The organism is Cupriavidus sp. D384 (assembly GCF_001652915.1).
Taxonomy (GTDB): domain Bacteria; phylum Pseudomonadota; class Gammaproteobacteria; order Burkholderiales; family Burkholderiaceae; genus Cupriavidus.
Genome location: NZ_BBQI01000064.1, coordinates 40,687 through 66,456 on the forward strand (window position 1 = coordinate 40,687; position 25,770 = coordinate 66,456).

Genomic DNA, 25,770 nt, shown 5'->3' on the forward strand with positions numbered 1-25,770 from the left:
CGGCGGCATTTCCGGCTTCGGCGGCGTGATATCCGGTTCGGGAGTGATATGCATTGCGGTCCTTGTGCTGGCGCTTGCCAATCATGCGTCGAGCTCTTCGAGCAGGCGCGTCAGTGCGTTGAGATCCGCCGGCTTCACCAGATGCAGGTCGAAGCCGGCGGCGCGGGTGCGGCGCCGGTCGTCGGGCTGGCCGAATCCGGTCAGCGCCACCAGGCGGGCATTGCGCAGTTCCGGAATTTCGCGCAGCCGCCGGGCGGTTTCGAATCCATCCATGGTCGGCATGCCCAGGTCCAGCAGCACGACATCCGGTCGCACGCTGGCGGCGCACGCGATGGCACTCTGGCCATCGGGCGCGGTCACCACGGTGTGGCCCAGCGTTTCCAGCGTCATCGTCATGGCCTCGAGGGCGTCAGCGTTGTCATCCACCAGCATGATCGTGTGCGCGGCCGTGGTTGCCACACGGGTCTTGCCGCTCGTCGGGTGCCAGGTCTGCCAGGGTTCCACCGGCAGTTCGACGATAAACGTGCTGCCAAGGTTCCGGCCGGGGCTTTCGGCGCTGATGCGTCCGCCATGCAGCGTCACCAGCTTCTGTACGAGCGTCAGGCCGATGCCGGCCCCTTCGCGCGCGGCAAAGGCGTCGGGGTCGGTGATGGCCGGTTGCTGGGCTGCCGGCGGGGTTTGCTGCGATGGCTGGGCCTGCGGCGGCGTCTGAAGATCGCCAGCCGGCCGGTCATCGTGCTCGCCATTGCCATGTGCCCATGCATCGCCGCCCGCGCCGGGCGCCAGCGGGTCGAAAAGTTGCCGTTGCATGTCCGGGGACAGGCCATTGCCGTTGTCGCGCACGCGCACCACCACCTTGCCATCGGATGCCGTGGCCTCGACGGCGATCTGGCCGCCTTCCGGCGTGAACTTGGCGGCATTGTGGAGCAGGTTGGCAAAGATCTGCGTGAGCCGGACCATGTCGCCCCGTACGGGCAGCGGCTGTTCCGGCAGCGACAGACGCAGCGTGTGGCGGCGCGATTCCAGCAGGGGCCGCACGGTTTCCACAGCCGTATTGAGCGCGCCACGCAGTTCCACCAGATCGCGCCGCAGCGTGATCTTGCCCTGATTGAAGCGGGACACATCCAGCAATTCGTCGACCAGGCGCGTCAGGTGGTGCAACTGGCGGCTGATGATGTCGCGGGCCCGGAACATATCCTCGCGGCTTGGTGAAAACTGCTGGAGCAGGTCGACGGCGCTGCGCATCGGCGCCAGCGGGTTGCGCAGTTCGTGGGCCAGCATCGCCAGGAATTCGTCCTTGCGGCGCTCTTCGTTGTGCAGTGTGCGCTCGGCGCGGTTGTGGCGCGTCACGTCCTGGCAGATGCCGGCCACGCGCAGACAACGCCCGTCGGCGCCGCGCACGGGAAACGCCCGCATATGCACCTCGCGGATCTCGCCGTTGGGACGCTCGAGCTGGAATTCGGTATCGAGCCGGCCGTCGCGCAGCATGCTCTGCCATTCCTGTTCCAACCGGGGGCGATCGTCGGGCGTCACCCACTGTAGCCAACAGGTCGGGTCGTGCTTGACGGCATCGACCTGGCGGCCCCACAGGGCTTCGAACGACGGGCTGACGAACACGAAGCGGTGGGCAGCCGGGTCGATGATCCAGACCACGTCGGCCAGCGCTTCGGCCAGCTGGCGGAACATGTCCTCGTTCTCGTGCAGCGCCTGCGACGTGCGCCGGAAGGCGTCCTCGGCGCCGCGCATGCGCAGCAGCGCGTTGATGTTCGACACCAGTTCCTCGGGCTCGACCGGTTCCACCAGGAAACTGTCGGCCCCGCCGTCCAGCGCCTGCACGCGGCGATGGGAGTCGGTCACGCCCGGTGAGGTCAGCAGCACCATGGTCCGGGCGGTTTGCGGGTCGCTCTTGATCAGGCGGCATACGTCCAGACCGTCGATATCGGAAAGCTGGCCCGACAGCAGCACCAGGTCTGGCGCGTGCTGGCGCACCAGCGAAAGCGCGGCCTGGCCGTCGGACGCCTCAAGCACGGCGAAGTCCGCCCGGTTCAGGATGCGGCTCTTGACGTAGCGCGGCCCCTCGCGGCCCTCGACATTGAGGACGAGCGGTCGACGCATCGGATGATGGGCAGGCGTGGCATTCATGGCTGACAGGCGGCAGACATCGCCGCTTTGGCTTTGGTGATGGCAAGGACGGGCGCGCTCAGGGCACGATTCGGCACAACATCGCCCCCTGCACGCTCCGCAGGTGGCGCCAACCTATCCTGAGTTGTAATTTTTACCTTCATTCCGCCCATTTCCATTGTATTTATGACATTTGTACGATGCGTGTGCGGCGGGGTGTCAGCCGCCCGCCGCATGGATGTGCAGCCGCATGGCATTGGCGCGTGCGTCGGCCGGCGAAGCCAGCAGATAGGCCAGTGCCAGCATCAGAACGCCGATGATGGCGCGTTGCCAGAATTCGCTTGAATACCAGGGGTCAGGGTCTTGTCTCATCGGTTCCAGTCCGGCCTTGGGCCTCTCGGGGCCCAGGTTCTGGGTGCTGTGTGGCAAGAACCGTGCCGCGCATGGCGCGATGGCTGACAGACGGACGCCGACAGGGCGGCCAGGCCCTGTGGCGTGAGGGATGCGTGCGCCGCGATCAGGCGTTGTCGAGCTGCTTGCGGGCCTGCGTCAGGGTCTGGCGCACCTTGTCGTGGCCGGCCCAGGGGTCGTGGCGCGCCAGTTCGTCGAGGCGTCCGCCAACGTTGGCAACGGTCCACTGCGCAGCGCCGGTCAGGTCATCCAGTTCGTCCCAGCTGACCGGAATCGATACGCCGAGGCCGGGCCGGGCCCGCGCCGAAAACGCCGCGGCCGTGGTAGCGCCGACACCGTTGCGCAGGTAATCGATGAAAATCTTGCCAACCCGGTTGCGCGGACCGCTCTTTGCTACAAAGCGATCGGGAATGGTCCGGGCCATGTGCGTTACCACGTCCTGCGCGAAATCGCGCACGGCGTCCCACCCGGCACGGGCGGATAGCGGCACCACCACGTGCAGCCCCTTGCCGCCGCTGGTCTTCAGGAAGCACTGCAGCGACAGCGCGTCGAGCAACGTCTTGATCAGGCTGGCGGCCTCCTGGATCTCGCGCCATTTCACGCCCTCGCCGGGGTCGATATCGAAGACGATCTGATCGGGCTTGTCGATGCTGCGCGCCCTGGCGTTCCAGGTGTGGAATTCCACGACGTTCAGCTGGGCCGCCTCGACGATCGCCGAGGCCGTCGTGATTTCCAGCAGGGGCGGATGGTCCGGCCAGAGCTTGGGGTCCAGGGCCTTGACGCCTTTCACGTGCAGCGTATCGCCATGGCGCTGGAAGAACTGCTCGCCATCGATGCCCGACGGCGCACGGACCAGCGCCAGCGGCCGCCCGCGCAGGAACGGCAGCATCAGCCCGGCGGCGTGGGCGTAGTAGCCCACCAGGTCGCCCTTGGTCAGTCCGGTGGACTTGTCGATCACGCGGTCGGCATGGCTGACCACGACGTTGCCGATGGCGGCTTTGGCCGGCTTCGTGGCTTTCGTCGCCTTCGTTGGTGTCTTCGCGCTGGCTGTCGCGGCGGCCTTTGCCGCAGGCGCGCGGCTCTGGGTATCGGGTTTGACAGGCACCTCCAGCGTCACGGCGGCGGCCGGCTTGTCCGTGCGCAGTGCGTGGAACACGGAATGGCGGATGCGGCCTTCGCGGGTCCAGGCGCCGAACGTCACCTCGGCCACCAGCCTGGGCTTGACCCAGTGGCCCTTGATGCCGCGTGGCAGGGGGTCGAAGGGCGTATCGTCGATGCCCAGCGGTTCCAGTTGCTTGCGCAGTGCATCGAGCATGGCGGTGTCGAAGCCGGTGCCTACGTTGCCGACGTAGCGCAGCCTGCCCTCGGCATCATGCAGGCCCAACAGCAGCGACCCCAGCCCGCTGCGGCTGCCCTTGGGGTCGGTGTAGCCGCCAATCACGAATTCCTGCCGGTTCTGGCACTTGAGCTTGATCCACGATGGCGAGCGCGAACTGACATAGGTGGCGTCCACGCGCTTGCCAATGATGCCTTCGAGCTTCATGCGGCAGGCGGCGTCCAGCATGTCGGCCGGGTCGCCTTCGAAGTTGTCGCTGAAGCGCAAGCGGCTTGACGCATGTCCGGCCAGCAGGCCGTGCAGCAGGTTGCGTCGTTCGGCCAGCGGCACCGCGCGCAGGTCGTGTCCGGCGAACCAGGGCAGGTCGAATACATAGAACTGGATCGACTCGGCGTGCGCCGTCTCAAAGGCATTCTGCAGGGCCTGGAAGTCGGTGATGCCGTGCTTGTCGACCACCACGATCTCGCCGTCGAGCCATCCGTCGGGCCAGCCCAGCGAAGCTATCTCGGCGGCCAGTCCGCGCAGCTTCGACGTCCAGTCGTTGCCATTGCGTGTGAACAGCCGCACATCCGCGCCGTCGATACGCGCCACGATGCGGTAGCCATCGAACTTGATCTCGTATTGCCATTGCGTGGAGTCGGCCGGTGGCTTGTCCACCAGCGTGGCCAGTTGCGGCGCCAGCGCCAGGGGCAGGGCAGCCTTTCTGGCGGCGGCGGGCAGCGGGGGCGCCTTGCCGCCCGCCTTTTTCGATGTCTTGCGCGCGGTCGTCTTTTGCTCCGCGGTGTTCGATTTCCCGTTGGCGGCCTGCTTCTTCGACGGCTTCCCGGTGCCGGCCAGCACGCTGTCGGGCATGGCGTCCACCACGTCGAACTCCGATGCCGGCCGCGCATACTCGTCGCGTTCCTTGATCAGCAGCCAGGCGTTGTCGTCGCGGGCCTTTTTTCCGCCCATGCGCACCAGCGTCCAGTGGCCCTGCAGCTTTTCACCGCGCAGTTCGAATTTCAGCTTGCCGTCCCGATAGCCGGCCTCGGGGTCAGTGTCTGGAATCCACTCACCCCGATCCCAGACGATCACCGTGCCCGCCCCGTAGTGACCAGCCGGAATCACGCCTTCGAAACCGGCGTAGTCAAGCGGATGGTCTTCCACATGGACGGCCATGCGCTTGTCCGCCGGATCGTAGCTGGGCCCCTTCGGCACGGCCCAGCTCTTGAGCGTGCCGTCCAGTTCCAGCCGGAAGTCGTAGTGCAGACGCCGCGCCGCGTGTTTCTGGATGACGAAGGCATGCCCGCCGTTGCCGCTGGCCGCCTTTTTCCTGGCACGCGGGGCGGGCTTGCCGCTGGGCTCTGGCGTGGCAGCGAAGTCGCGCTTGCGCTGGTATTTGCCGAGCGGGACGTCGGAGGCTGGGGGCTTGGCCATGGGCGGAGGTGGGGGAAGTTGCGCAGTGGTCGTTCCAGCTTATGCAGCGCACGCCGCGTGCGAAAGCGGTAGCCGTCCTACATCGACGGGCGATTTTTCCCGCATTTGTAATTCCTGACCGGCTTTGCTGCGCCGCACATCCGGCGCGCCGGATTGCCAGGCGCGGGCACGGGATGTGCGACGACAGCGAAGGATTCGACCCAAACCTTTGCATCCAGGCAAGAGAGGCAACATGAAGACGCTGAAGAAGATTGGCTCGCAGGTCATCGTGCTGACGGGCGCCACGAGCGGTGTGGGGCTCATCACGGCGCGCAAGGCCGCTGCGCTGGGCGCCAAGCTGATACTGGTGGCGCGCGGCGAGGATGCCTTGCACAAGCTGGCCGAGGAACTGCGCGAGCACGGGACCGAAGTCATCACCGTCACCGCCGATGTCGGCAAGCACGAGGACGTGGCACAGATCGCTCAGTCGGCCATCGAGCGCTTTGGCGGGTTTGATACCTGGATCAACAATGCCGGCGTGACAATCTTTGGCCGTCACGACGACGTGCCGCTCGAAGACCATCGCCGGCTGTTCGAAACGAACTACTGGGGCGTGGTGCACGGATCGCTGGCGGCCGTGGCGCATCTGCGGCAGAACGGCGGGGCGATCATCAACATGGGTAGCGAGTCGTGCGACTGTCCGCTGCCGCTGCAGAGCGCCTACGTGGCGTCGCAGCATGCCATCAAGGGGTTTACCGATACCTTGCGGCTGGAACTGGAGCAGGAGAAGGCGCCGGTGTCGGTCACGCTGATCAAGGCAGCGGGGATGGACACGCCCATCGTCACCCACGCGAAGAACTTCCTGCATGTCGAGCCGAAGCAGGCGTCGCCGCTGTATGACCCTTCAATGGCAGCGGAGGCCATCCTGTTTGCCGCCGAGCATCCGCGCCGCGACATGTTCGTGGGTGCCGCCGCCAAGGCGTACTCGGCGGCGGCGTACTATGCGCCGCACACGTTCGATCGTTTCATGCGGCGCTTCATGGGCCGTGCGCAACAGACCGACATGCCGGCCGGGCCGCGCGACGACAACGCGCTGCATGCGGCGGGCAACAGCCTCGTGGAGCGGGCTGGAGACCGCCGTGCGATGAAAGTGTGTCCGTACACGGCTTCGACCCGCCATCCGATACTGACCACCGCGCTGGTGGTGGGCGCCTCGGCAGCCATGGCGGCGCTGATGCGCCACCGGCGCGGCTAGGCAGGGCGGCCGCCGGGCAAGGCGGGAGACGGCGCCGTCAGATGATCGAATCGACCACCCCGCCATCGACGCGCAGGGCCGCGCCTGTGGTGGCAGACGCCTGCTTGGAGCATGCGTAGACGATCATGTTTGCCACCTCGTCGACACTGGCTGCACGCTGGATCAGCGACGTGCTGCGATGCGCCTTGACGAAATCGGAGGCCACCTCTTCGGCCGGCTTGCCGGTCTTCGCGATTTCATCCTTGAGCATGGCTTCCACGCCCTCGGACAGCGTGGGGCCGGGCAGCACCGAGTTGACCGTCACGCCAGTACCGGCCAGCCGCTTTGCCAGGCCGCGCGATACCGCCAGCTGCGCCGTCTTGGAGAACCCGTAGTGGATCATTTCCACGGGAATGTTGATGCCGGACTCCGACGCCACGAACACGATGCGCCCCCATTTGCGCTGGACCATGCCCGGCGCGTAGGCGCGCGACAGCCGCACGCCGGTCAGCACATTGACCTCGAAGAAGCGCGACCATTCGCTGTCCGGGATCTCGAAGAAGTCCTGCGGCTGGAAGATGCCGAGGTTGTTCACCAGGATATCGACGTCGGGATGAGCCTTGACCAGCGTGTCGCTGATGGCGGCATCGACCAGGTCGCCGGCAAAGCCCACGGCATCGGCGCCAGGTACGGCCGCCTGCAGCGCGGCGATGGCCTTGTCCACGCTGCCCTGGCTGCGGCCGTTGAGAATCACGCGTGCGCCGGATCCGGCCAGGCCGCGCGCGGTGGCAAAGCCGATGCCGGCGGTGGATCCGGTTACCAGGGCGGTCTTGCCCGACAGGTCGATCTTCATGTGAACTCCAGGGGTGGGTTGGCCCGTCAAGTGTATGAGGCCGTTGGCAATGTGCAAGTCTGGATTGCGGAACGCAGCGTTCCGGCCGTGCATTGCCCAAAAAAATGCAAAAAGGCCGCAATTGCTTGCGGCCTTCGGTGCGTGCCCGGAGCGGGCTGGCGCTTAGTGGAACAGCTTCATCGCCTGGGTGATGGTGTTCGACACACCCCACACCAGCGGTACCAGCACATAGAGCCAGAAAACGGCCAGCAGGCCCTTGTTGGTCGATTGTGCGTTGAGGTTCTGGTTTTCCATTTGCATGACTCCTGATCAGTGGGCCGCGCCGGCGCTGGCGCCCAGCTTGGCCACGTCGGCATCGCTCATGTGGTGCTTGGCATTGACGCGCGACACCAGCAGGTTGCAGATGAAGCCCACGACCAGCAGGCCGGCCATGATGTGCAGCGTCATGGCGTAGGCGTCGGCGCCGGTCACGCCGTGTGCCACCTGGTATTCGCGGATGTAGTTCACCAGCACCGGGCCGGCGATGCCTGCGGCGGCCCAGGCGGTCAGCAGACGGCCGTGGATGCCGCCCACGAAGGCGGTACCGAACATGTCGGCCAGGTAGGCCGGGATGGTGGCGAAGCCGCCGCCGTACATCGACATGATCACGCAGTAGCCCAGCACGAACAGCGCGATATTGCCGCTGGCGCCCAGTTGCGGCACCAGCCAGTACAGCACGGCGCCCAGCGCGAAGAACACGAAGTAGGTGTTCTTGCGGCCGATCCAGTCCGACGACGACGCCCAGAAGAAGCGGCCACCCATGTTGAACAGCGACAGCAGGCCCACGAAGCCGGCGGCGGCCGCCGCGCTCACGCTGCCCTTGAAGCTTTCCTGGATCAGCAGCGACGCCTGGCCGAGCACGCCGATACCGGCCGTCACGTTCAGGAACAGCACCAGCCACAGCAGGTAGAACTGCGGGGTCTTCAGCGCTTCGTCGATATGCACGTGGTTACGCGTGATCATCTTGTTTTCGACCACCGGCGGGGTCCAGCCTTCCGGCTTCCAGCCGGGCGGCGGGACGCGGATGGCCAGCGAGCCGATGGTCATCGAGATGAAGTAGCCCACGCCCATGACCAGGAAGGTCTGGGTCACGCCAACCGAAGTGGCGCTCTTGAAGTAGTTCATCAGCGCCACGGACAGCGGCGCGGCGATCATCGCGCCGCCGCCGAAGCCCATGATGGCCATGCCGGTTGCCATGCCGCGGCGATCCGGGAACCAGCGGATCAGCGTCGACACCGGCGACACATAGCCCAGGCCAAGCCCGATGCCGCCCAGCACACCGTAGCCCAGGTAGAGCAGGACGATCTGGTGCGTGTAGACGCCCAGCGCGGAAATCAGGAAACCGCCACCGAAGCAGCAGGCCGCCGTGAACATCGTGCGGCGCGGGCCGACGCGTTCCAGCCATTTGCCGGCAAATGCCGCCGAAATGCCCAGGAAGAAAATCGCCAGCGAGAAAATCCAGCCCAGCGTGGTCAGCTTCCAGTCGTCAGCCACGGATTCGGTAATGCCGATCACCTTGGAAAGGGGGGCATTGAATACCGAGAATGCATAGGCCTGGCCGATGCAGAGATGCACCGCAAGCGCGGCCGGCGGCACCATCCAGCGGGAAAATCCCGGTTTGGCGTAGGTCGCTTCTTTCGAGAAGAACGGCGCCGACCCGTGGGACGGCATGCCACCTTCATTCATAACACTGCTCATTGGATGTTCTCCAGTCGTGGATCCTCGGTAATCCGTCCGTGCAGTCTGGCGCGTCCGCCGGGTCTGGCTGGCCCGTCGGTTGACCCCGTCACACCCTTGGCGCGGATTACCTCCAGAGGTTGTCGCCGTGCCGGGCTTTCAGAGACGTTTTGGCCCGGGAATGGCGACGGTTGCTACGGGTTGCTACAAAACAGATAAACGGAACCGGCCGCGCGGACGCGCGGCGGCATGACCCGGAGGGGCCAGGAACGAGGGCGGCTGGAGACGACTGGTGCGTCCCGTCATGGAATGGATCATTGTTTTTCCGGCTGGGGCGAACAATATATGCACGAATTTGCATATATTGCCGTGGAAAATATTATGCGCAGAACCTTAGCCGTCCGGATTGATCACTTCAATAGGCTAAAGATGACATATTCCCCGGATACCTGAATTTCTGGTGCTCATGAGTAAAAATTCGAAGCAGCATCCTGTATCCGTTTGATTTTCACCACACTCGGGAAGCCATTGAACCGCGGGTTCCGAGCCTGTCGCCTGACTGCCGGGGCAAACATCAGCCATGAATTTGCCTGGTCGTATGTAAAGACACGTTGTCATGAAACCGACACCGTTGATCACTACGATGCGGTCCCGTGGCGGTTTTCCTCTGCCATGAAAGGACAAGCCGGTCGAACCAGAAATGGGGTGCAACGGGCGACATAGTGGGTGTCGTGCGGACCGGCGAATTGACGCGCTGCGGCCAGATCCTGGCTGCGGCGTTTTTTTTGCCCGCGATTTTTACCGGTGCACGGGCGGACAGGCAACCGTGTGTTGGATGTATGACGCATTCACGTTGGGTTCAACTTGTTGTCATAAACGCTCAATAGGATGCGTCCCGGTGCGGCCTTGTGCCGCCGGCCTCACAAGGACGAATGGCCTGCCAATGGCAAGGGCGCGTTCGATAACAACCAGACGGGAAACAAACAGATGTTCGAAAAACCTGACGCTTCGCGCCGCAAGGCCCTGAAACTCCTGGCCGGCGCGCCGATGCTGCCGCTTGGCCTGGCTTCCACCTCGTTGCTGGCTGGCTGCGGCGGCGGCGACGATGCACCGGCGGCCGTGACGCCGGGCGGCACGACGCCGCCGGGTACCGTCACGCCGAGCTTCGTGTCGGCCGAGTTCACGGCCATGCCGGCGCCTTCGCTGAGCAACCCGGCAGCCATGGCTACGACCACGGTCGGCTCCAGCCTGACGGTGAAGCTGAGCGACGGCACCAGCCAGACGTACAAGCTGGCCTACCAGCCGTTCTTCATGACCGGCGACATGGTGCCGGACGGCAACGGTGGCCAGATCCTGGCCGGCGGCTACTTCAATATCAACAACAACCCGATCCTCGACCCGTCGTCGACGGCCACCAACAAGCAGTTCTTCTCCGATTCGCCGGATGGCACGTCGCTGCTGAAGATCGAAGGCGCCAAGGTTGCCGGCGTGAAGGGCAACACGGTTTTCGCCGTGGTGCAGTTCGAATACACGACGTGGGACCAGGCCAAGCTCAAGGACATGTACGGCCGCCTGCCGTCGCCGATCGCCGTGCTGACGCTGGACCAGGACCCGGCCACGGGCAAGCTGTCGCTGGTGAAGTACCACAACGTGGACACGTCGAGCGCCAACGGCCTGTGGATCACCTGTGGCGCCAGCCTGTCGCCGTGGAACACCCACCTGTCGAGCGAAGAGTACGAGCCGGACGCACGCACCGCTGCAACGAACCAGCAGTGCATCGACTACGCGCTGAACCTGTACGGCACCTCGACGATCGCGTTCAACCCGTACCTGTACGGCCACCTGCCGGAAGTGACGGTCAACGCCGACGGCACGGGCTCGATCAGGAAGCACTACTGCGTGGGCCGCATCTCGCACGAGCTGGTGCAGGTGATGCCTGACAACCGCACCGTGCTGATGGGCGACGACGCCACCAACAGCGGCCTGTTCGTGTTCGTGGCGGACAAGGAAAAGGACCTGTCGGCCGGTACGCTCTACGTGGCCAAGGTGGGTGCAGGCTTCTCGGTGGACCCGGCCGCAGCCGGCGCCGACCTGACGTGGATCAAGCTGGGCCACGCCACGAGCGCGCAGGTGGAAGCCTGGGCCAAGTCGCACACGTTCGCCGACATCATGGACTACTCGGCCACCGATCCGTCCGATACGACGTACACGAAGATCATGCTCAGCGGTGCGGCGCAGTGGGTCCGCGTCAAGGCCGGCAAGGAACTGGTCGCCGCGTTCCTGGAAACCCACCGCTACGCGGCCCTGATGGGCGGCAGCATGGGCTTCACCAAGATGGAAGGCACGACGGTCAACATCAAGGACAAGATCGCCTACTCCGCGCTGCAGAACATCGTGGACTCGATGGTGACCAACAACACGGCCAAGGGCTGGTACGCCGAAAGCGGTATCAGCGTGCCTGCCGCGATCAACTCGGGCGGCGTGCTGCAGCACAAGCTGGCCGGCGGGCAGAAGGACACCGCTGGCGCGGCCATCAACAGCGAATGGATGCCGGTGCATACCCAGGCGCTGATCGTCGGCAAGGACATCACCGCTGACGCGCTGGGCAACACGTCGGATCCGGAAACCATCGGCAACCCGGACAACCTGAAGTTCTCGGAAAAGCTGCGCACGCTGTTTATCGGCGAGGACAGCAGCCGCCACACCAACAACTTCCTGTGGGCGTACAACATCGACACGAAGAAGCTGTCGCGTCTGATGTCTGTGCCGGCCGGTGCCGAATCGACGGGCCTGCACGCCGTTGACGAGATCAACGGCTGGACCTACATCATGAGCAACTTCCAGCATGCTGGTGACGGCATCAAGACGCAGGTCAAGACGCAGGTTGAGCCGCTGGTGTTTGCCAACTACAAGAACGGCCTGGGCGCCTCGGTCGGTTACCTGACCGCCGACGCCACGAGCGTGAAGCTGGGCAAGTAAGACTGGCAGCCGTCAGTCCTGAAGGCGCCGCGGGCCAACCGGTCTGCGGCGTTTTTTTTGTTCCAGCGCTGGTGGCGAGCCGTCGAAGTTCTGGGACCGGCGTCTTCATGCGGGCTATCGCGCCACTCCCGCATCCAGTCGATATTTCGCGCGGGCAAGCCGCACGAGCGCAGCGCGATTGCACTGTCACGGGCCCTTGAGAAGCTCGAGCAACTCGTGGCAATTGCCGCCCAGGACGATCTGCCGATGGGTGCGGGCGAGCAATCGATCTGAGCCCCTGCCAGCGGCAACCGCTTTCGCCCGCGTCTGCCGGGACCGGATGCTCGTTCAGAACGCCTCGTTGATCTGGAAATAGACGCCCTTGGTATTGCGGCCGACACCCACATCGAAGCGCACGTTGACGCGGGGCTTGAATTCGAAGCGGTACCCCACGCCGGCGTTGGGCAGCCAGTGCGCCGACGTGAGCGCGCCCGGGTTGCCCGCGATGGCGCCCGTGCCGGCCCAGAACACCATACCCTGGCGCCCCACGATATGCCAGCGGTACTCCACCTGTGCGGTCATCATGGCCTTGTCGCGGTACTGGCCCATGAAATAGCCGCGCATGCGCCGGTTGTCGCCGAGCTTGGACATCATGCTCCACGGCACATCGCCCCAGTTGAACTTGCCGTAGATGTCGAAGGCCAGCACGTCGCGCTCGCGCATGGGGAAGTACTTGTCGTAGGTGATTTCCAGTGTTTCGAAGTCGTTGTCGCTGCCGATGGCCCGCCGGTAGACCGTGCCATTGACCAGCAGCGCCTGGCCCTTGTACGGGTTGGGCAGGAAGTCGCGCGTGTCGTACGAGAAATGCGCGGTCAGGCCGCTGCTGAGCACCCGCGTGCCGTGCGGGTCGGTAGCCAGCGCACTGCTGGCGCCGCGGTCCAGCTGGGCCGCGTTGTCGTATTCGAAGTCGTAGCCGCCGCCGACGTAGACGTTGGGCCGCACCCGCATCATGATCCGGGGTTGCACCACGATGCCGCGCCGCGTGTAGCCTTCCTTGTTGGCGTCGTTGATCGCCTTGTCGTAGCCGATGCCCCAGTACGAAGTGGGCATGTTGATCAGGGCGCCGCTGAAGACGAAGCGATAGCTGTCGTCGGCGAAGAACGTGTTGTTGTCCACGCCAATGCCCACCGCGCCCGAGGTGGTCAGAAAGCCATGCAGGTTCAGCGTGGAAAGCTGCGTGTCCTTTTCGGCGTTCTTCGGCTTGTACAGGCCCACCGCCGCGGCCCCGACGCCAAGCCCCATCTCGGGGTTGTAGAACGGCCCGGGCAGCACGCCCCAGTCGATCCCGTGGCTCAGGTCCACTTCCTTCGATGCGCCGAGCTTGTTGAGCACCTTGTCGATCCAGCTTGCGTGCTCGGGTTCGGGTTTGGGCTCCGGGCCGGCCTCGGCGCCGGTCTGTGCCATGGCGCTGGCTGAGCAGGCGGCCAGCAACAGCGCGCCAAGTCGGGCCGGAAGTCGGGCCTTGATTCGGACCGGAGGCGGGGCGGCGCGCATGGTTGTCAGAACCGGAAGAATCCGGTGGCGATGATGTTGTTGCGGTTATAGCCGTAGCCGATTTCCATCAGCAGGCCGAAGCTGCGATTGATCGTCCAGCTTGCGCCGAATGACCCGCTCCAGTAGCCGGTCACATGCTCGCCGATCTGGTAGTTCAGCCGCGCGGTCTGCCCGTCGGTGTCGGGCAGCGGCACGTCGAAATGGCCGGTGATGGTGGCGCGCGTGCGGAAGTACGTGGCCCCCACGTATGGCGTCAGCAGCCCCAGCCCATGGCCGAGCCGGATATTCCAGCCCACGCGCGGCCCGATATTGATCGACTTGATCGGCGTCTCCGACATGGTGATGTCCGACACCGTGTATGTCACCGGCAGCGAAAAGAACAGGTGCTTGTAAGTGCCCACCAGCGTAAAGCCGCCGCCATAGGTGTGCCCGCTGTAGTTGGCGTGCTGGGTCGGTAGCTTGATCGCCTGGCTGCACGCTGCCCGTGGCCGGCGCCCGCCGCAGCCGACATTGATGCCGAAGAAGCGTTCCAGGTCGGTCAGCGACGAGAAATTGATGTCGATCGATCCGCTGCCCTGCACATTGCCGACGATGCCGTACACGTTCATGAACGGAAACAGCCAAGCCCCGACCTGCACCTGATTTGACGTGTTATGGATGCGCGATTGCTGGAACTGGACGAAATCGGCCGCGCGCAGCGGATTGTTGCCGGCGGATATCTGCAGGTCGCTGAGCTGGTAGCGCTGGTAGCCGTCGAAGTACGAATAGCCGATGTCGTATGGGTTGGGCAGGTTGTAGCCCTTGTCGATCACGCGCTGGGCAAAGAAGGGCAGCGCGCGGTCCCAGAGCGGCGGTTCGGCTGGCGCGGGCTCCGGTGTCCCGACCGGGCCGACGATGCCGCGATACGGACCCGAATGCGTGTCGGGCGAGGCCGTGGCCGCCGCCGCACCCCCGCCGCCGCCCGCCGTCCACGCATGGGCCATGCCCGGCAGGGCGAGCAAGGCCGCCGCCGTCAGGCAGGCCAGCCTGCAGCGCAGGGACGATCGGACGGAGGAGCCGCTCTGGCTGCCGCAGGCGGGCATGGGTGGCTGTATTCCTGAGGATTGAACCGGATGGCACCGATGTTCCCCGATTGCCCGCCATGGCCGAAGTGAATGTTTTCGTAATGCGACTTAGGAGATTCAGATGCTCGCGGCGGCACCCGCTCGGGTATTCTTGCGCCATTGCCAACCGCCGGTTGTGAATACATCGCAAGGATCATGGACAGGGCGCGTGTCTTGACACTGTTTCTGGGCGTGGTGCGGGCCAGGAGTTTTGCCCGTGCCGCAGTGGACGCTGGCGTGACGCCACAGGCCGTCAGCAAGGCCGTGCGTACGCTGGAAGAAGATCTGGGTGTGCGCCTGCTGCATCGCACCACCCGCAAGCTGAGCCTGACGGACGAAGGCGCCCGCCTGTTCGAACTGGCCGATCCCGGGTTGCGTCAGCTGGACGAGGCGCTGGCGCAGGTGCGCAGTGCCAAAAGCGAGGACGACGGGCTGATCCGGCTGACCGCGCCGCCATCGGTCGGCACGCATGTGCTGGTGCCGCTGATGCAGCAGTTCCGCGCCATGTATCCGGGCATCACGTTCGACCTGCAACTGAGCGATTTCTTTACGGATCTGGTCGAGTCACGCATCGATGTCGGCTTCCGGTCGGGCACGAGCCCGGGCCAGAACCTGGTGGCGCGGCGGCTGTGCGACCTGCCGATGGCGATCTGCGCGGCGCCCGCGTACCTGGAACGGCATGGCGAGCCCCGCACGCTGGACGAACTGCTGCAGCACGCCTGCACCGGCTTCCGGCGGCCCGCAACGGGGCGCATGGTGCCCTGGGAACTGAGCATCGATGGCGACCTGGTATTCCAGGACGTGCCGGCCGTCGCCACCTTCAACGACGTGCAGACAGAGATCGCGGCCGTGCGGGCCGGCATGGGCATCGGCCAGCTGTCGATGTTCCTGGTGCGCGACGACGTGGCTGCCGGCCGCCTGATACCGATCCTGCGGCAGTTCGACAGCAACAACGTCGGCCTCTATATGTACTACCCGCACCGCACCCATATTCCGGTGCGCGTGCGCCGGTTCATCGATTTCGTGGCCGAAGCGGGCCGCGCGGCGGCGCTGACCGGCGCCTGAGCCGGCGATCTGCCTGCGCCGCTGGCCTAGCTGGTATGGATTGGCGCCAGGGCGGCCTTCGGCACGCTGGCCGACGGGGCGGTGCTGGTGCTGGTGCCGGTGCCGGGGCCGCTTGCGGTGTCGCAATGGCATGCGGCGGGCTTGACCTGCTGACGCTGATGGGCGTTGGCACGCGCGCGCTCGATCACGGCAAAGTCGGGACCAGCAACGGCGGACAGCGAGGCAAGGAGGGAGGCTGCGCCACACAGGGCGAGCAGGGCGGACTTCATCGAAGACTCCGGTGGGTGGGGAAAACCGTTGCTCGCGATGATCCGCCTTTCCGGCTATAGCGTCCAAGACCGGTTTGTTATGCGGGGGATAGGCTGGGCCAATAGTGGGCGGCGGGGGGCGTTACGCGGGCTGGCCACCCTGCATGGCGTGGCGCATCGCTGGCGGCCGTGGCGTGCCGAAGCAGATCTAGCGTGATGCCGAATCTGTCATGGAATGATGATTCCAGATCGTGGCCGGGCGGCCACCCCAGGCTGCGATTCAGCGACGTCAGGCTGGCGCGCCTGTGAGGCGCCTCGAACAGCAACCGCATCAGGCGCTGCGTCCGGCACAGGTCGCCGAATGCCGCACCTTCGGCAAACAGCATCCGCCGCAGACGGTCGGGCGATTCCCCCAGCAAGCCCGCGGCAAAGGCGGCGCTCCACGGCAGATCGGGCTGCAGGAAAATGCGCCGCGACAGATCCCGATGCAGGCTTGCCTGAGCCGGACCCGCATCAGCCGGACCCGCATCAGCCGGACCCGCATCAGCCGGACCCGCATCAGCCGGGCCACCAGGAACCGGCGCGGCCGACGCCAGACCGATCTCGATCCGGCAGCCCGCCGGCTGCGCCACGCTGCCGGCCACCAGCAGGTCGAACGACTGGAACGGCATGACGATGCACGGCACGCCGGGCAACAGCGTGCGTGCGAAGCCATCGCGCCGCATCACGGCCGTGCCGCGTGTGGCCGTGACGGTCATCCCGAATGCCGGTGCGATACGCGCCAGACGCAGGTGCGACGCCGACCCGATACTGAGCCGCATGTCGGCAACCGGCTACAGCACGCCCTTGGTCCGCAGGTCCGCCACCGCCTGCGGCCCGAGACCCAGGCAGTCACGCAGCACTTCGTCCGTGTGCTGGCCCAGCGCAGGGGGTGCGTGGCGCAGCGTGGGCGGCGTGTCTGACAATCGCAGCGGGCTGGCCGTGGAGCAGATCCGGTTCACGGTGTCCGCTTCGGGACGGTCTGCCGTTGCATAGCGGTACTGCTCCACGCGCAGCCCGCGATGCTGGACGTGCTCGTCGGCAAACGCCTGTCCGATGTCGTTGATCGGGCCGCACGGCACCGAAGCCGCTTCGAGCAGGCCAATCCAGTCGTGCGTCGGCCTGGCGCGGGTCACCTCGCACATCATCGGAATCAGCGTGTCGCGATGCGTGACGCGGGCGCTGTTGGTGGCGTAGCGCTCGTCGCGCGCCCAGTCCACATCGGCCACCTCGCAGAAGCGTGCGAACTGCCCGTCGTTGCCGATCGCCAGCAGCATGTTGCCGTCCCGCGTGGGGAAGTCCTGGTAGGGCACCACGCTCGGATGCACATTGCCCTGGCGCGTCGGCACCACGCCGGCATTCAGGTAGCCGGCGCCCTGGTTCGCCAATATCGCCATGGCTACGTCGAGCAGGGCAATGTCGATGCGCTGGCCGCGCCCCGTGTGATGCCGCGCCTCGATCGCGCCAAGGATGGCGGTGGTGGCATACATCCCCGTGAACACGTCGATCACCGCCACGCCCACGCGCAGCGGGCCGCCGCCGGGTTCGCCATCGGGCTGGCCCGTGATGCTCATCAGCCCGCTCATGGCCTGCACCAGCAGGTCGTAGCCGGGGCGGGCCGCGTAGGGTCCGGTCTGGCCGAAGCCGGTAATCGAGCAGTAGACCAGGCGCGGGTTCAGCGCGCTGAGCGTCTCGTAGTCGAGCCCGTAGCGCTTGAGGCCGCCGGTCTTGTAGTTCTCGATCACCACGTCGCTCTGCTGCGCCAGTTCGCGCACCAGCCGCTGGCCCTCGGGCGTGGCAATGTCCACCGTCACCGAGCGCTTGTTGCGGTTGCAGGCCGCAAAGTAGCTGGCCTGGCGCGTGGGGCCGTCATCGCCGTCCAGATACGGCGGCCCCCAGTGCCGGGTGTCGTCGCCCGCGCCGGGCTTCTCGATCTTGATGACGTCGGCGCCCATGTCGGCCAGGTTCTGCGTACACCACGGGCCCGCCAGCACGCGCGAGAGATCGAGTACGCGCAGATGGCTGAGCGCGCCGGTCTGCCGCGACGGCGGCGGCAGGCCAGGAGTTGGTTCGTTGGAAGCGGTCATATCGAAGCGAAGGAATCGGGCAGGATCAATGGGCCGTCGCGCTCAGGCAATCTCGGCCCAGCCATGGCTGAGCACGACCTTGTCGCGCTCCAGCACCCTGGCGCGCAACTGGAACTGGCCGGCCTGCAGGGGGTCGCGCCAGATTTCGGTCACCAGCGTTTCACCGGGGAAGACCGGCGCGGCAAAGCGGATATCGAACGCGCGCAGCCGTGCCGGGTCATGGCCCGCGCATTGCCGCAGCAGCGCGTGGGCCACCAGCCCGTAGCTGGCAAGGCCATGGAGGATCGGCCGCTCGAAGCCGGCGGCGCTTGCCACGGCCGGGTCGGCATGCAGCGGATTGAAGTCGCCCATCAGCCGGTACAGCAGCGCCGCTTCGGGCCGCGTTGGCTGGGTGTCGACAAGATCGGGCGGGCGGTCTTCGGGCACCGGGCGCAGCGCTGGCAGCGGTTCGTCGCTGGGCTGGCCGCCGTCAAGGTCGCTGTAGCCGCCGTCGCCGCGCAGGAACGACACCTGCTGGATGGTGGCAAGCAGTTCGCCCTGCACGGTTTCCAGCCGCCGCTCGGTGACCATGATGGCGCCCTTGCCCGCACCCTTGTCGGTCAGGTGGGTGATGCGGTTATGGCCCACCACCTCGGCATCGGCGGGCAGCGGACGATGCAGCCGCAGCCGCTGCTCACCGTGCAGCAGCCTGACCCAGTCGATGCCGGTGTCGGGCTCGCGCGCCCAGAAGCCGGGATAGCCCAGCACCACGGCCTGCGAGGGCAGCGCGCGCAGCCCGCCCGGCGTGCCTTCGTAGACAAAGGGCAGGGCCGCCGCGTTCATCGGGTCGTTGCCCAGGCCCAGGCTCAGCGCGTAGAGCATGGTGTCGCGCATGGTGTAGTGCTGGCGCACCGGGGAAAAGGCGCGGTTGCGCAGGTGCTGGTAGCGGATTGCCATCGGGTGCTCCGCTCAGGCCGGCTCGGCGGGCGCGAAGACCGGCACCGGCGCGCCCCCTTCGGTCTCGGCAAAGCGCACCTTCACACGCTGGCCGATCCGCACGCTGTCCAGGTCGGTATCGACGATATGGGTGAGCATCGTCACACCCTCGTCGAGCTTCACATAGGCGATGCAGAACGGATGGGGGCCGGCACGGCGCGTGATGCTGAACGAATAGATCTCGCCCAGGCCGCTGGCGTCCTTCCAGTCGGTGTCGCCCATGCAGAACGGGCACAGCGCACGCGGATACCAGTGGGGTTTGCCGCATGACTTGCAGTGGCGCACCAGCAGCCGGCCTTCGCGGGCGGCCTGCCAGAACGGCGCGTTGTCGGGCAGTTCGTCCGGAGCCTTGAAAACGGTGGGAACGTAGGGAGTGGTCATCGGTAGCCTCGCTCTTATTCGCGTTCCAGGATCAGGGTGGCCGAGCCATGGCGCGATCCCATGTAGCCGCCGGTCCCCTGGGCCAGCGCGAGCTGGCAATTCTTGACCTGCACGGCCGGATTGGCCTCGCCGCGCAACTGGCGCACGGCCTCGATCACCTTGGTGATGCCGCCGCGATTGGCCGGATGGTTGTTGCACAGGCCGCCGCCATCGGTATTGATCGGCAGCTTGCCCACCCCAGAAATCAGGTTGCCGTCCATCACGAACCGGCCGCCTTCGCCCTTCTTGCAGAAGCCCAGGTCTTCCAGCTGCATCAGCACGGTGATGGTGAAGCTGTCGTAGATCGACGCGTACTGGATATCCGACGGCGTGACGCCAGCTTCGGCAAAGGCCGCCGCGCCCGAAACGCGCGCGGCCGACCACGACAGGTCCACCTGCCCGCCCAGCAGGCCCTTGACGTGCTCGCCAGCGCCCAGCACCTTGATCTTGGGCCGGTTCAGCTTCGCCGCGATCTCGGGCCGCGCCACCACCAGCGCGCCGCCGCCGTCCGACACCACGCAGCAGTCCAGCCGGTGCAGCGGATCGGAAATCATCGGCGAATTCAGCACGTCCTCGACGGTCACCAGTTCGCGCAGCATCGCGTTCGGGTTGTGCTGCGCGTGATGCGAGGCGGCCACCTTGATCCAGGCAAGCTGCTCGGGGGTGGTGCCGAATTCGTACATGTGGCGCTGCGCCACCATCGCGTACAGGTTGACGGTGACCGGGCTGAACGGCGCCTCGAACGGCTGGTCGGGCAGGTTGGCCCCCCAGTTGCGGGCCTGCGTGCCGCTGGAGCCTTCGGAGCGCGGGCGTCCGGCCAGCGTGATCAGGGCCACGTTGCACTTGCCGGCGGCAATCGCCTGCGCCGCGTGCGAGACATGGGCGATATAGGACGAACCGCCCATTTCGCTGGAATCCACGTGGCGCGCGTTCAGGCCCAGGTAGTCGACCATGTTGACCATGCCCAGGCCGGGCGCGTCGCCGGCGCAGAAGTAGCCGTCCACGTCGGCCAGCGTCAGGCCTGCGTCTTCCAGCGCGCCCCGCGCGCTCTCGGCGTGCAGTTGCGGCACGGTCTTGTCCGGTGCCTTGCGGGTCGGGTGCTCGTAGGCCCCGACGATGTATGCCTTGCCATTGATTGTCATCGGTGTGTCTTCCGTCTGGTGTTCGTGTCAGGCCGCGATGGCGGCCATGCTGGCGCTGTAGCGCTCCATGTGCAGGTCGGTATCGCCGAGCAGCACATCGGTCATCGCAAGCGCCTTGAAATAGTCGCCAACTTCGAGTTCGTCGGTCATGCCCATGCCGCCATGCAGTTGCACGGCCTGCTGGCCGACAAAGCGGGCCGCCCGCGCGGTGACGACCTTGGCGGCCGATACCTTGCGGCGGCGCTCGTCCGCATCGGTGGCATCCAGCCCCTGCGCGGCCACATAGGCCATCGACAGGGCCAGCTCCTTCTGCAGCAGCATGTCCGCCATGCGGTGCTGCAGCGCCTGGAACGATGCCAGCGGCTTGCCGAACTGCTTGCGCGCGCCCAGGTATTCGGCGGTGATCTCTATGAGCCGCTCCATCGCGCCGGCTGCCGCCGCACATTGCGCGGCAATACCGTGGTCGATGCCAAGTTCCAGCGCCTCCAGCCCGTCGACGGTCACCAGCGCGGCCGGCACGTCGGCAAGCTGCAGGTCGGCGCCGGACAGGCGGTCGATGGTGGGGTAGGCGGTCACGGTCAGCCCCGGGGCGTCGCGATCGACCAGGAACAGCGCCAGCTTGCCATCGAGCTTCGCCGAGACCAGGCAGGTGTCGGCGGCACCGCCATGCCACACCACCGATTTCGTGCCGCGCAGCACATAGCCGTTCGGCTCGCGCTGTTGCGCCACGGTCTGGGCCGCGTCCAGCCGGTAGCGCGTGGCGGGCTCCAGGTAGGCCAGCGCCACGACCTTGCTGCCATCGGCGATGGCGGGCAGCCATTCGGCCTGTTGCGCTGCCGGCGCATGGTGCGCCAGGATCGCCGCAGCGATGGCTGCCGGAATCACGGGCTCCTGCACCAGCCCGCGCCCGAGTTCGCGCTGCACCACCACCTGGCTCGCGGGGCCTTCGCCAAAGCCGCCGTGGTCGGCCGGCACCGTCAGGCCCAGCACGCCCATGTCGGCCAGCTGCGACCACGTGGCGCGGTCGAAGCCGCCATGCTCGCGCGCATTGCGGCGGCGATGATCGAACGAATACTCGGATGCGACAAAGCGGCGCAGGCTGTCGGCCAGCATCTGCTGTTCTTCGCTGTAGGTGAAATCCATGCCTGTCGTCCCCTGCTTAGAAACCGATGATCATCTTCGAGATGATGTTTTTCTGGACCTCGGTCGAACCGCCGTAGATCGTGGTCTTGCGCATGTCGTAATAGGTTGATGCCGCCGGGGCGGCCCAGTCGGGGCCGCTCACGGGCTGCGGTGCGCCCGGCTCCATCCAGTCCGGCGAGTACGGCCAGCCGTTCGGGCCCGCCACTTCCATCTGCAGCATGGCGATGTCCTGCTGCAGCTCGGAGCCGCGAATCTTGACGATCGACGCCTCGGGGCCCGGCGTGCCGGCTGCCTGGGTTGCCACGCGCAGCAGCAGCATTTCCAGCGCCAGCAGGTCCATCTCCACGCGGGCGATCCTGTCGCGCATGCGCACGTCCTCGATCAGCGGGCGGCCGCGGCCGTCGGTGGTTTCGGCCGCGTAGTGCCGCAGCTGGCGCAATTCGCGATAGCAGTGCCCAATGCCGGCGATGCCGGTGCGCTCGTGCCCAAGCAGGTACTTGGCGTAGGTCCAGCCCTTGTTTTCCTCGCCCAGCAGGTTTTCCACCGGTACCTCGACGTCCTCGAACCAGGTCTCGTTCACGTCGTGGCCGCCGTCCAGCGTCTTGATCGGCCGCACCGTCACGCCGGGCGACTTCATGTCGATCAGCAGCATCGAGATGCCTTCCTGCGGCTTGGCCTCGGTGTCCGTGCGGACAAGGCAGAAGATCCAGTCGGCAAAGTGCGCCATCGTGGTCCAGGTCTTCTGGCCGTTGACGATGTACTTGTCGCCCTTGCGCACCGCGCGCGTCCGTAGCGACGCCAGGTCGGAGCCGGCGCCGGGCTCGGAATACCCCTGGCACCAGAAGTCTTCCACGGTCGGAATGCGTGGCAGGAAGCGGGCCTTGTGCGCGGCGCTGGCGTACTTCATCAGCACGGGGCCGATCATCGTCAGCCCGAACGGCAGCATGCGCGGCGCGCCGGCGCGGAAGGTCTCGATCTCGAATATCAGGCGCTGCAGCGCATTCCAGCCGGTGCCGCCCCACTCGGTGGGCCAGGTCGGCGCGCCCCAGCCCCGGGCGTGCAGGATGCGGTGCCAGCGCACATAGTCGTCCTTCTCCACGCGGCGATGGCCCAGCACCTTGTCGCGGATATCGGCGGGCAGGCTGGCCCGCACAAAGGCGCCGACTTCCTCGCGGAAGGCTTCTTCTTCTCTTGTGAAACGCAGGTCCATGAACTGTCTCCGGTCAGTGAAAACGATTCTATGGGCGTGTACGCCACGCTGGTTCGAGATTGCCGAATCCAGCCTTCCGGATACCGGAATGCGCGGGCGCCCGCATTGGCGCAGCGCGGTTTCAGGCCAGCGAAGCCGGCCCTTGTGATTTACGAATGGCGCCTGCCAGGCTTTGGCGCCATGCTGCGCGGACCTCTTCATCGCATTGACGCAAAAGGACGGCTAGCGTGACCACCCGGATTCATGAGCTGCTTGACCATTGGTTGGCCGAGGCCCCCGATCAACCGTTTCTCCACCTGCCGGACGGCCGCAGCCTGAGCTTTGCCGACCTGGGCGCGCTGACGGACACCGCCGAGTCAGAGCTGCGCGAGCTGGACGTGCGGCCCGGCGACCGCGTGATGGTGGTGGCCGAGAATTGCCCCGAGCACGCCGCGCTGATCCTGGCCTGCAGCCGCGTGGGGGCCTGGTCGTGCGGCGTGAACGCGCGCATGGCCGCCGGGGAGATCGATGCCTTTGCCGCCCGGGCCGATGCCCGGCTGGTGTACTTTACCGCCGCGGCGTCGCGTGCCGCCGCCGGGCACGCCGGCCGTTTCGGGGCCGCGCCATCGGCGTTGTCGGGCATGCATCGCTCGGCCGTGCGCACCGATGCCATGCCGGAGCCGGCGCCGCTGCGCGACCAGGTGGCCGCCCTGATCTTCACATCGGGCACCACGGGCGAGCCCAAGGGCGTGATGCTGACGCACGACGCGCTGATCCACTTCGCGCGAGTGACGCGCGAGGCCCGCGCGCTGGGTCCGGCCGACCGCAGCTATGCCTTTGTGCCGATGACCCATATCTTCGGCCTGGGCACGGTGCTGCTCAGTTCGCTGCTGGCTGGCGCCCAGCTGGTAATGCGGCCCCAGTTCGATCCCGCCGATCTGCTCGACGCGCTGGCCCATCACGGCGTGTCGCAGTTGCAGGGGCCGCCCACGCTGTTCTCGCGGTTGCTGGCCTATCTGCAGGAACAAGGCATTGCGGCGCCGGTGGCCCCGGCGCTGCGCTACCTCTACACCGGCGCCGGGCCGCTCGACCTGTCGCTGAAAACGCGCGTGGAATCCACGTTCGGGCTGACGCTGCATCATGGCTACGGGTTGTCCGAATACGCCGGATCGGTCCATGTGACGCGCCTGGGCGAGCAGCGGCCCGACACCAGCGCCGGCTACGCCGTGGCAGAGGCCGAGGTGCAGGTGACCGATGCCGTAACCGGCCAGCCGCTGCCGCTGGGCCAGCGCGGCGAACTGTGGCTGCGGGGCAGGGGGCTGATGCCGGGCTACTTCCGCGATGCGGCGGCCACGGCGGCGGTGATGCGCGAGGGCGGCTGGTACGCCAGCGGCGACCTTGGCGAGATGCACGCCGATGGCGCACTGTTCGTGGTGGGCCGTCTCAAGGAAATGATCATCCGCTCGGGCTTCAACGTCTATCCGGCCGAAGTGGAGACCGCGCTCAATACCCATCCAAGCATCCAGCGTTCGGCCGTGGTCGGCGTTGCCGAAGGCGACGGCAACGAGGAAATCGTTGCCTTCGTGGAACTGCGCCCCGGCGCTGCGCTGGAACCGGAGGCGCTGCGCAGCCACCTGCACAGCCGCCTGGCCCCGTACAAGCGACCGGCCCGCATCGTGGCGCTGGCCGAGCTGCCCACCAATAACAACGGCAAGATCCTCAAGCGCGTGCTGCAGGAGCAGGCCGGTTCGATGTCGACCCAAGGAGACCCAGCATGAACCCATCGTCCGCCATGCGCAGGCGCCTGTTGGCCGCCGGCCTGTTCGGCGCCGTGGCGCATCCGTTTGCGTCGTTCGCCGCGCAAACGTGGCCGGCCAAGCCCGTGCGCCTGATCGTGCCATTTCCGCCTGGCGGTCCGGTGGACAGCACGGCGCGCATCTTCAGCCAGAAGCTGGGCGAGATCTGGAAGTATCCGGTCGTCATCGACAACCGCGCTGGCGCGGGCGGCACCATCGGCGCCACCATTGCTGCCAAGGAGGTGCCCGACGGCTATACGCTGTTCCTGGGGTCGATCCATCACGCGGTCAATCCGTCGCTGATGGGCAAGCTGCCCTACGACATCGAGAAGGACTTCGCGCCGGTCAGCTTCGCGGCGATGTTCCCGGTGTTCGTCGTCGCGCATCCGTCGGTGCCAGCCAGCAATATCAAGGAGCTGATTGCCTACGCCAGGAGCGGCCACACGCTGGCCTACGGTTCGTCCGGCAACGGCGGCGGCACGCACCTGGCGGGCGAACTGTTCAACATGGAAGCGGGCACCAAGCTGCAGCACGTGCCGTACAAGGGCAGCGGCCCGGCCATGAACGACCTGCTGGGTGGGCAGGTCCAGCTGATGTTCAGCGATGCGCCGACCGCGCTGCAACATATCAAGTCGGGACGTATCAAGGTGCTGGGCGTAGCCAGCCGCCAGCGCTCGGGCATGCTGCCCGACGTGCCGACCGTCGCAGAATCGGGGCTGCCCGGCTACGAGGCCTATTCCTGGGCGGCACTGTTCGCGCCGGCCCAGACGCCGAAGCCGATCCTCGACAAGATCAATGCCGACTTCAACGTCGCCATGAAGGACGCGGGCGTCAGGCAACGGCTGCTGCAGGCCGGCGCCGAGGCGGATGCCGGCACGCAGGAGCAGATGCGCCAGCGGCTGCGCAGCGAAATCGAGAAATGGCGCAAGGTGATCCAGACGGCGGGGATCACGGCGGGCTGAGATGGCGAAGTGGCTGGCTATGC

At 66.4% G+C, this 25,770-nt stretch carries 22 protein-coding genes; 6 read left to right on the forward strand and 16 right to left on the reverse strand.

Annotated elements, in window-relative coordinates; all coding sequences use genetic code 11:
* Positions 1–81 precede the first annotated feature (81 nt).
* From A9J21_RS15035 to ligD, 3 genes are all read right to left on the reverse strand, one after another.
* On the reverse strand, positions 82–2,115 hold the full coding sequence (locus tag A9J21_RS15035; protein WP_156545906.1) for a response regulator: 2,034 nt from the start codon (positions 2,113–2,115) through the stop codon (positions 82–84).
* 225 nt (positions 2,116–2,340) lie between these two features.
* Positions 2,341–2,493: a hypothetical protein gene (locus A9J21_RS31575; RefSeq protein ID WP_156545908.1), complete on the reverse strand. Its 153-nt coding sequence runs from the start codon at positions 2,491–2,493 to the stop codon at positions 2,341–2,343.
* A 145-nt stretch (positions 2,494–2,638) separates the two neighbouring features.
* Complete coding sequence (ligD, locus tag A9J21_RS15040; RefSeq protein ID WP_066736945.1) at positions 2,639–5,284, reverse strand: DNA ligase D; 2,646 nt, start codon at positions 5,282–5,284, stop codon at positions 2,639–2,641.
* Between the two features lie 232 nt (positions 5,285–5,516).
* Here ligD and A9J21_RS15045 point away from each other — a divergent pair, with 232 nt between their 5' ends.
* Positions 5,517–6,518, forward strand: coding sequence for an SDR family oxidoreductase (locus A9J21_RS15045; protein ID WP_066736947.1), 1,002 nt, complete (start codon positions 5,517–5,519; stop codon positions 6,516–6,518).
* A 37-nt stretch (positions 6,519–6,555) separates the two neighbouring features.
* On the opposite strand, the gene A9J21_RS15050 is transcribed toward A9J21_RS15045, so the two are convergent.
* From A9J21_RS15050 to A9J21_RS15060, 3 genes are all read right to left on the reverse strand, one after another.
* Entirely contained in the window at positions 6,556–7,350 is a 795-nt protein-coding gene (locus A9J21_RS15050) for an SDR family NAD(P)-dependent oxidoreductase (protein ID WP_066736949.1), read from the reverse strand.
* Between the two features lie 162 nt (positions 7,351–7,512).
* A complete protein-coding gene (locus tag A9J21_RS15055; protein WP_066736950.1) occupies positions 7,513–7,644 on the reverse strand; it encodes an oxalate:formate antiporter in 132 nt (43 codons plus the stop codon).
* Positions 7,645–7,659: 15 nt separating this feature from the next.
* Positions 7,660–9,087, reverse strand: coding sequence for an OFA family MFS transporter (locus A9J21_RS15060; RefSeq protein ID WP_066736952.1), 1,428 nt, complete (start codon positions 9,085–9,087; stop codon positions 7,660–7,662).
* A gap of 966 nt (positions 9,088–10,053) precedes the next feature.
* Between A9J21_RS15060 and A9J21_RS15065 the strand changes: the two genes are divergently transcribed.
* Together A9J21_RS15065 and A9J21_RS31580 are read left to right on the forward strand one after the other, a co-directional pair.
* Positions 10,054–12,045 (forward strand): PhoX family phosphatase, encoded by a 1,992-nt coding sequence (locus A9J21_RS15065; RefSeq protein WP_066737029.1) that lies wholly within the window; start codon positions 10,054–10,056, stop codon positions 12,043–12,045.
* A gap of 57 nt (positions 12,046–12,102) precedes the next feature.
* Entirely contained in the window at positions 12,103–12,318 is a 216-nt protein-coding gene (locus A9J21_RS31580; RefSeq protein WP_156545910.1) for a hypothetical protein, read from the forward strand.
* Between the two features lie 54 nt (positions 12,319–12,372).
* Here A9J21_RS31580 and A9J21_RS15070 read toward each other — a convergent pair whose 3' ends face one another.
* Positions 12,373–13,488 (reverse strand): BamA/TamA family outer membrane protein, encoded by a 1,116-nt coding sequence (locus A9J21_RS15070; RefSeq protein WP_066737031.1) that lies wholly within the window; start codon positions 13,486–13,488, stop codon positions 12,373–12,375.
* Between the two features lie 95 nt (positions 13,489–13,583).
* On the reverse strand, positions 13,584–14,660 hold the full coding sequence (locus A9J21_RS15075) for a hypothetical protein (RefSeq protein ID WP_231906931.1): 1,077 nt from the start codon (positions 14,658–14,660) through the stop codon (positions 13,584–13,586).
* 177 nt (positions 14,661–14,837) lie between these two features.
* On the opposite strand from A9J21_RS15075, the gene A9J21_RS15080 reads away from it, so the two are divergent.
* Positions 14,838–15,746, forward strand: a complete 909-nt coding sequence (locus A9J21_RS15080) for a LysR family transcriptional regulator (protein ID WP_082926437.1) — start codon at positions 14,838–14,840, stop codon at positions 15,744–15,746.
* Positions 15,747–15,772: 26 nt separating this feature from the next.
* On the opposite strand, the gene A9J21_RS15085 is transcribed toward A9J21_RS15080, so the two are convergent.
* From A9J21_RS15085 to A9J21_RS15120, 8 genes are all read right to left on the reverse strand, one after another.
* Positions 15,773–16,015, reverse strand: coding sequence for a hypothetical protein (locus tag A9J21_RS15085; protein WP_066736954.1), 243 nt, complete (start codon positions 16,013–16,015; stop codon positions 15,773–15,775).
* 77 nt (positions 16,016–16,092) lie between these two features.
* Complete coding sequence (locus tag A9J21_RS15090) at positions 16,093–16,815, reverse strand: AraC family transcriptional regulator (RefSeq protein ID WP_156545912.1); 723 nt, start codon at positions 16,813–16,815, stop codon at positions 16,093–16,095.
* A 12-nt stretch (positions 16,816–16,827) separates the two neighbouring features.
* Positions 16,828–18,120 carry a CaiB/BaiF CoA-transferase family protein gene (locus tag A9J21_RS15095; protein WP_066736958.1) on the reverse strand — a complete coding sequence of 431 codons (1,293 nt, stop codon included), beginning with the start codon at positions 18,118–18,120 and terminating at the stop codon, positions 16,828–16,830.
* Between the two features lie 42 nt (positions 18,121–18,162).
* Positions 18,163–19,056, reverse strand: coding sequence for a MaoC family dehydratase (locus tag A9J21_RS15100; protein WP_066736961.1), 894 nt, complete (start codon positions 19,054–19,056; stop codon positions 18,163–18,165).
* Between the two features lie 12 nt (positions 19,057–19,068).
* A complete protein-coding gene (locus A9J21_RS15105; RefSeq protein WP_066736963.1) occupies positions 19,069–19,476 on the reverse strand; it encodes a Zn-ribbon domain-containing OB-fold protein in 408 nt (135 codons plus the stop codon).
* A 14-nt stretch (positions 19,477–19,490) separates the two neighbouring features.
* Positions 19,491–20,657 carry a thiolase domain-containing protein gene (locus A9J21_RS15110; protein ID WP_066736965.1) on the reverse strand — a complete coding sequence of 389 codons (1,167 nt, stop codon included), beginning with the start codon at positions 20,655–20,657 and terminating at the stop codon, positions 19,491–19,493.
* A gap of 27 nt (positions 20,658–20,684) precedes the next feature.
* Positions 20,685–21,800, reverse strand: a complete 1,116-nt coding sequence (locus tag A9J21_RS15115) for an acyl-CoA dehydrogenase family protein (protein WP_066736969.1) — start codon at positions 21,798–21,800, stop codon at positions 20,685–20,687.
* Positions 21,801–21,816: 16 nt separating this feature from the next.
* Positions 21,817–23,010, reverse strand: coding sequence for an acyl-CoA dehydrogenase family protein (locus A9J21_RS15120; RefSeq protein WP_066736971.1), 1,194 nt, complete (start codon positions 23,008–23,010; stop codon positions 21,817–21,819).
* Between the two features lie 227 nt (positions 23,011–23,237).
* Here A9J21_RS15120 and A9J21_RS15125 point away from each other — a divergent pair, with 227 nt between their 5' ends.
* Together A9J21_RS15125 and A9J21_RS15130 are read left to right on the forward strand one after the other, a co-directional pair.
* Positions 23,238–24,767 (forward strand): class I adenylate-forming enzyme family protein, encoded by a 1,530-nt coding sequence (locus A9J21_RS15125; RefSeq protein WP_066736973.1) that lies wholly within the window; start codon positions 23,238–23,240, stop codon positions 24,765–24,767.
* Entirely contained in the window at positions 24,764–25,747 is a 984-nt protein-coding gene (locus A9J21_RS15130; protein WP_231906932.1) for a tripartite tricarboxylate transporter substrate binding protein, read from the forward strand. Before A9J21_RS15125 ends, A9J21_RS15130 begins: the two co-directional genes overlap by 4 nt.
* Positions 25,748–25,770: the final 23 nt, after the last annotated feature.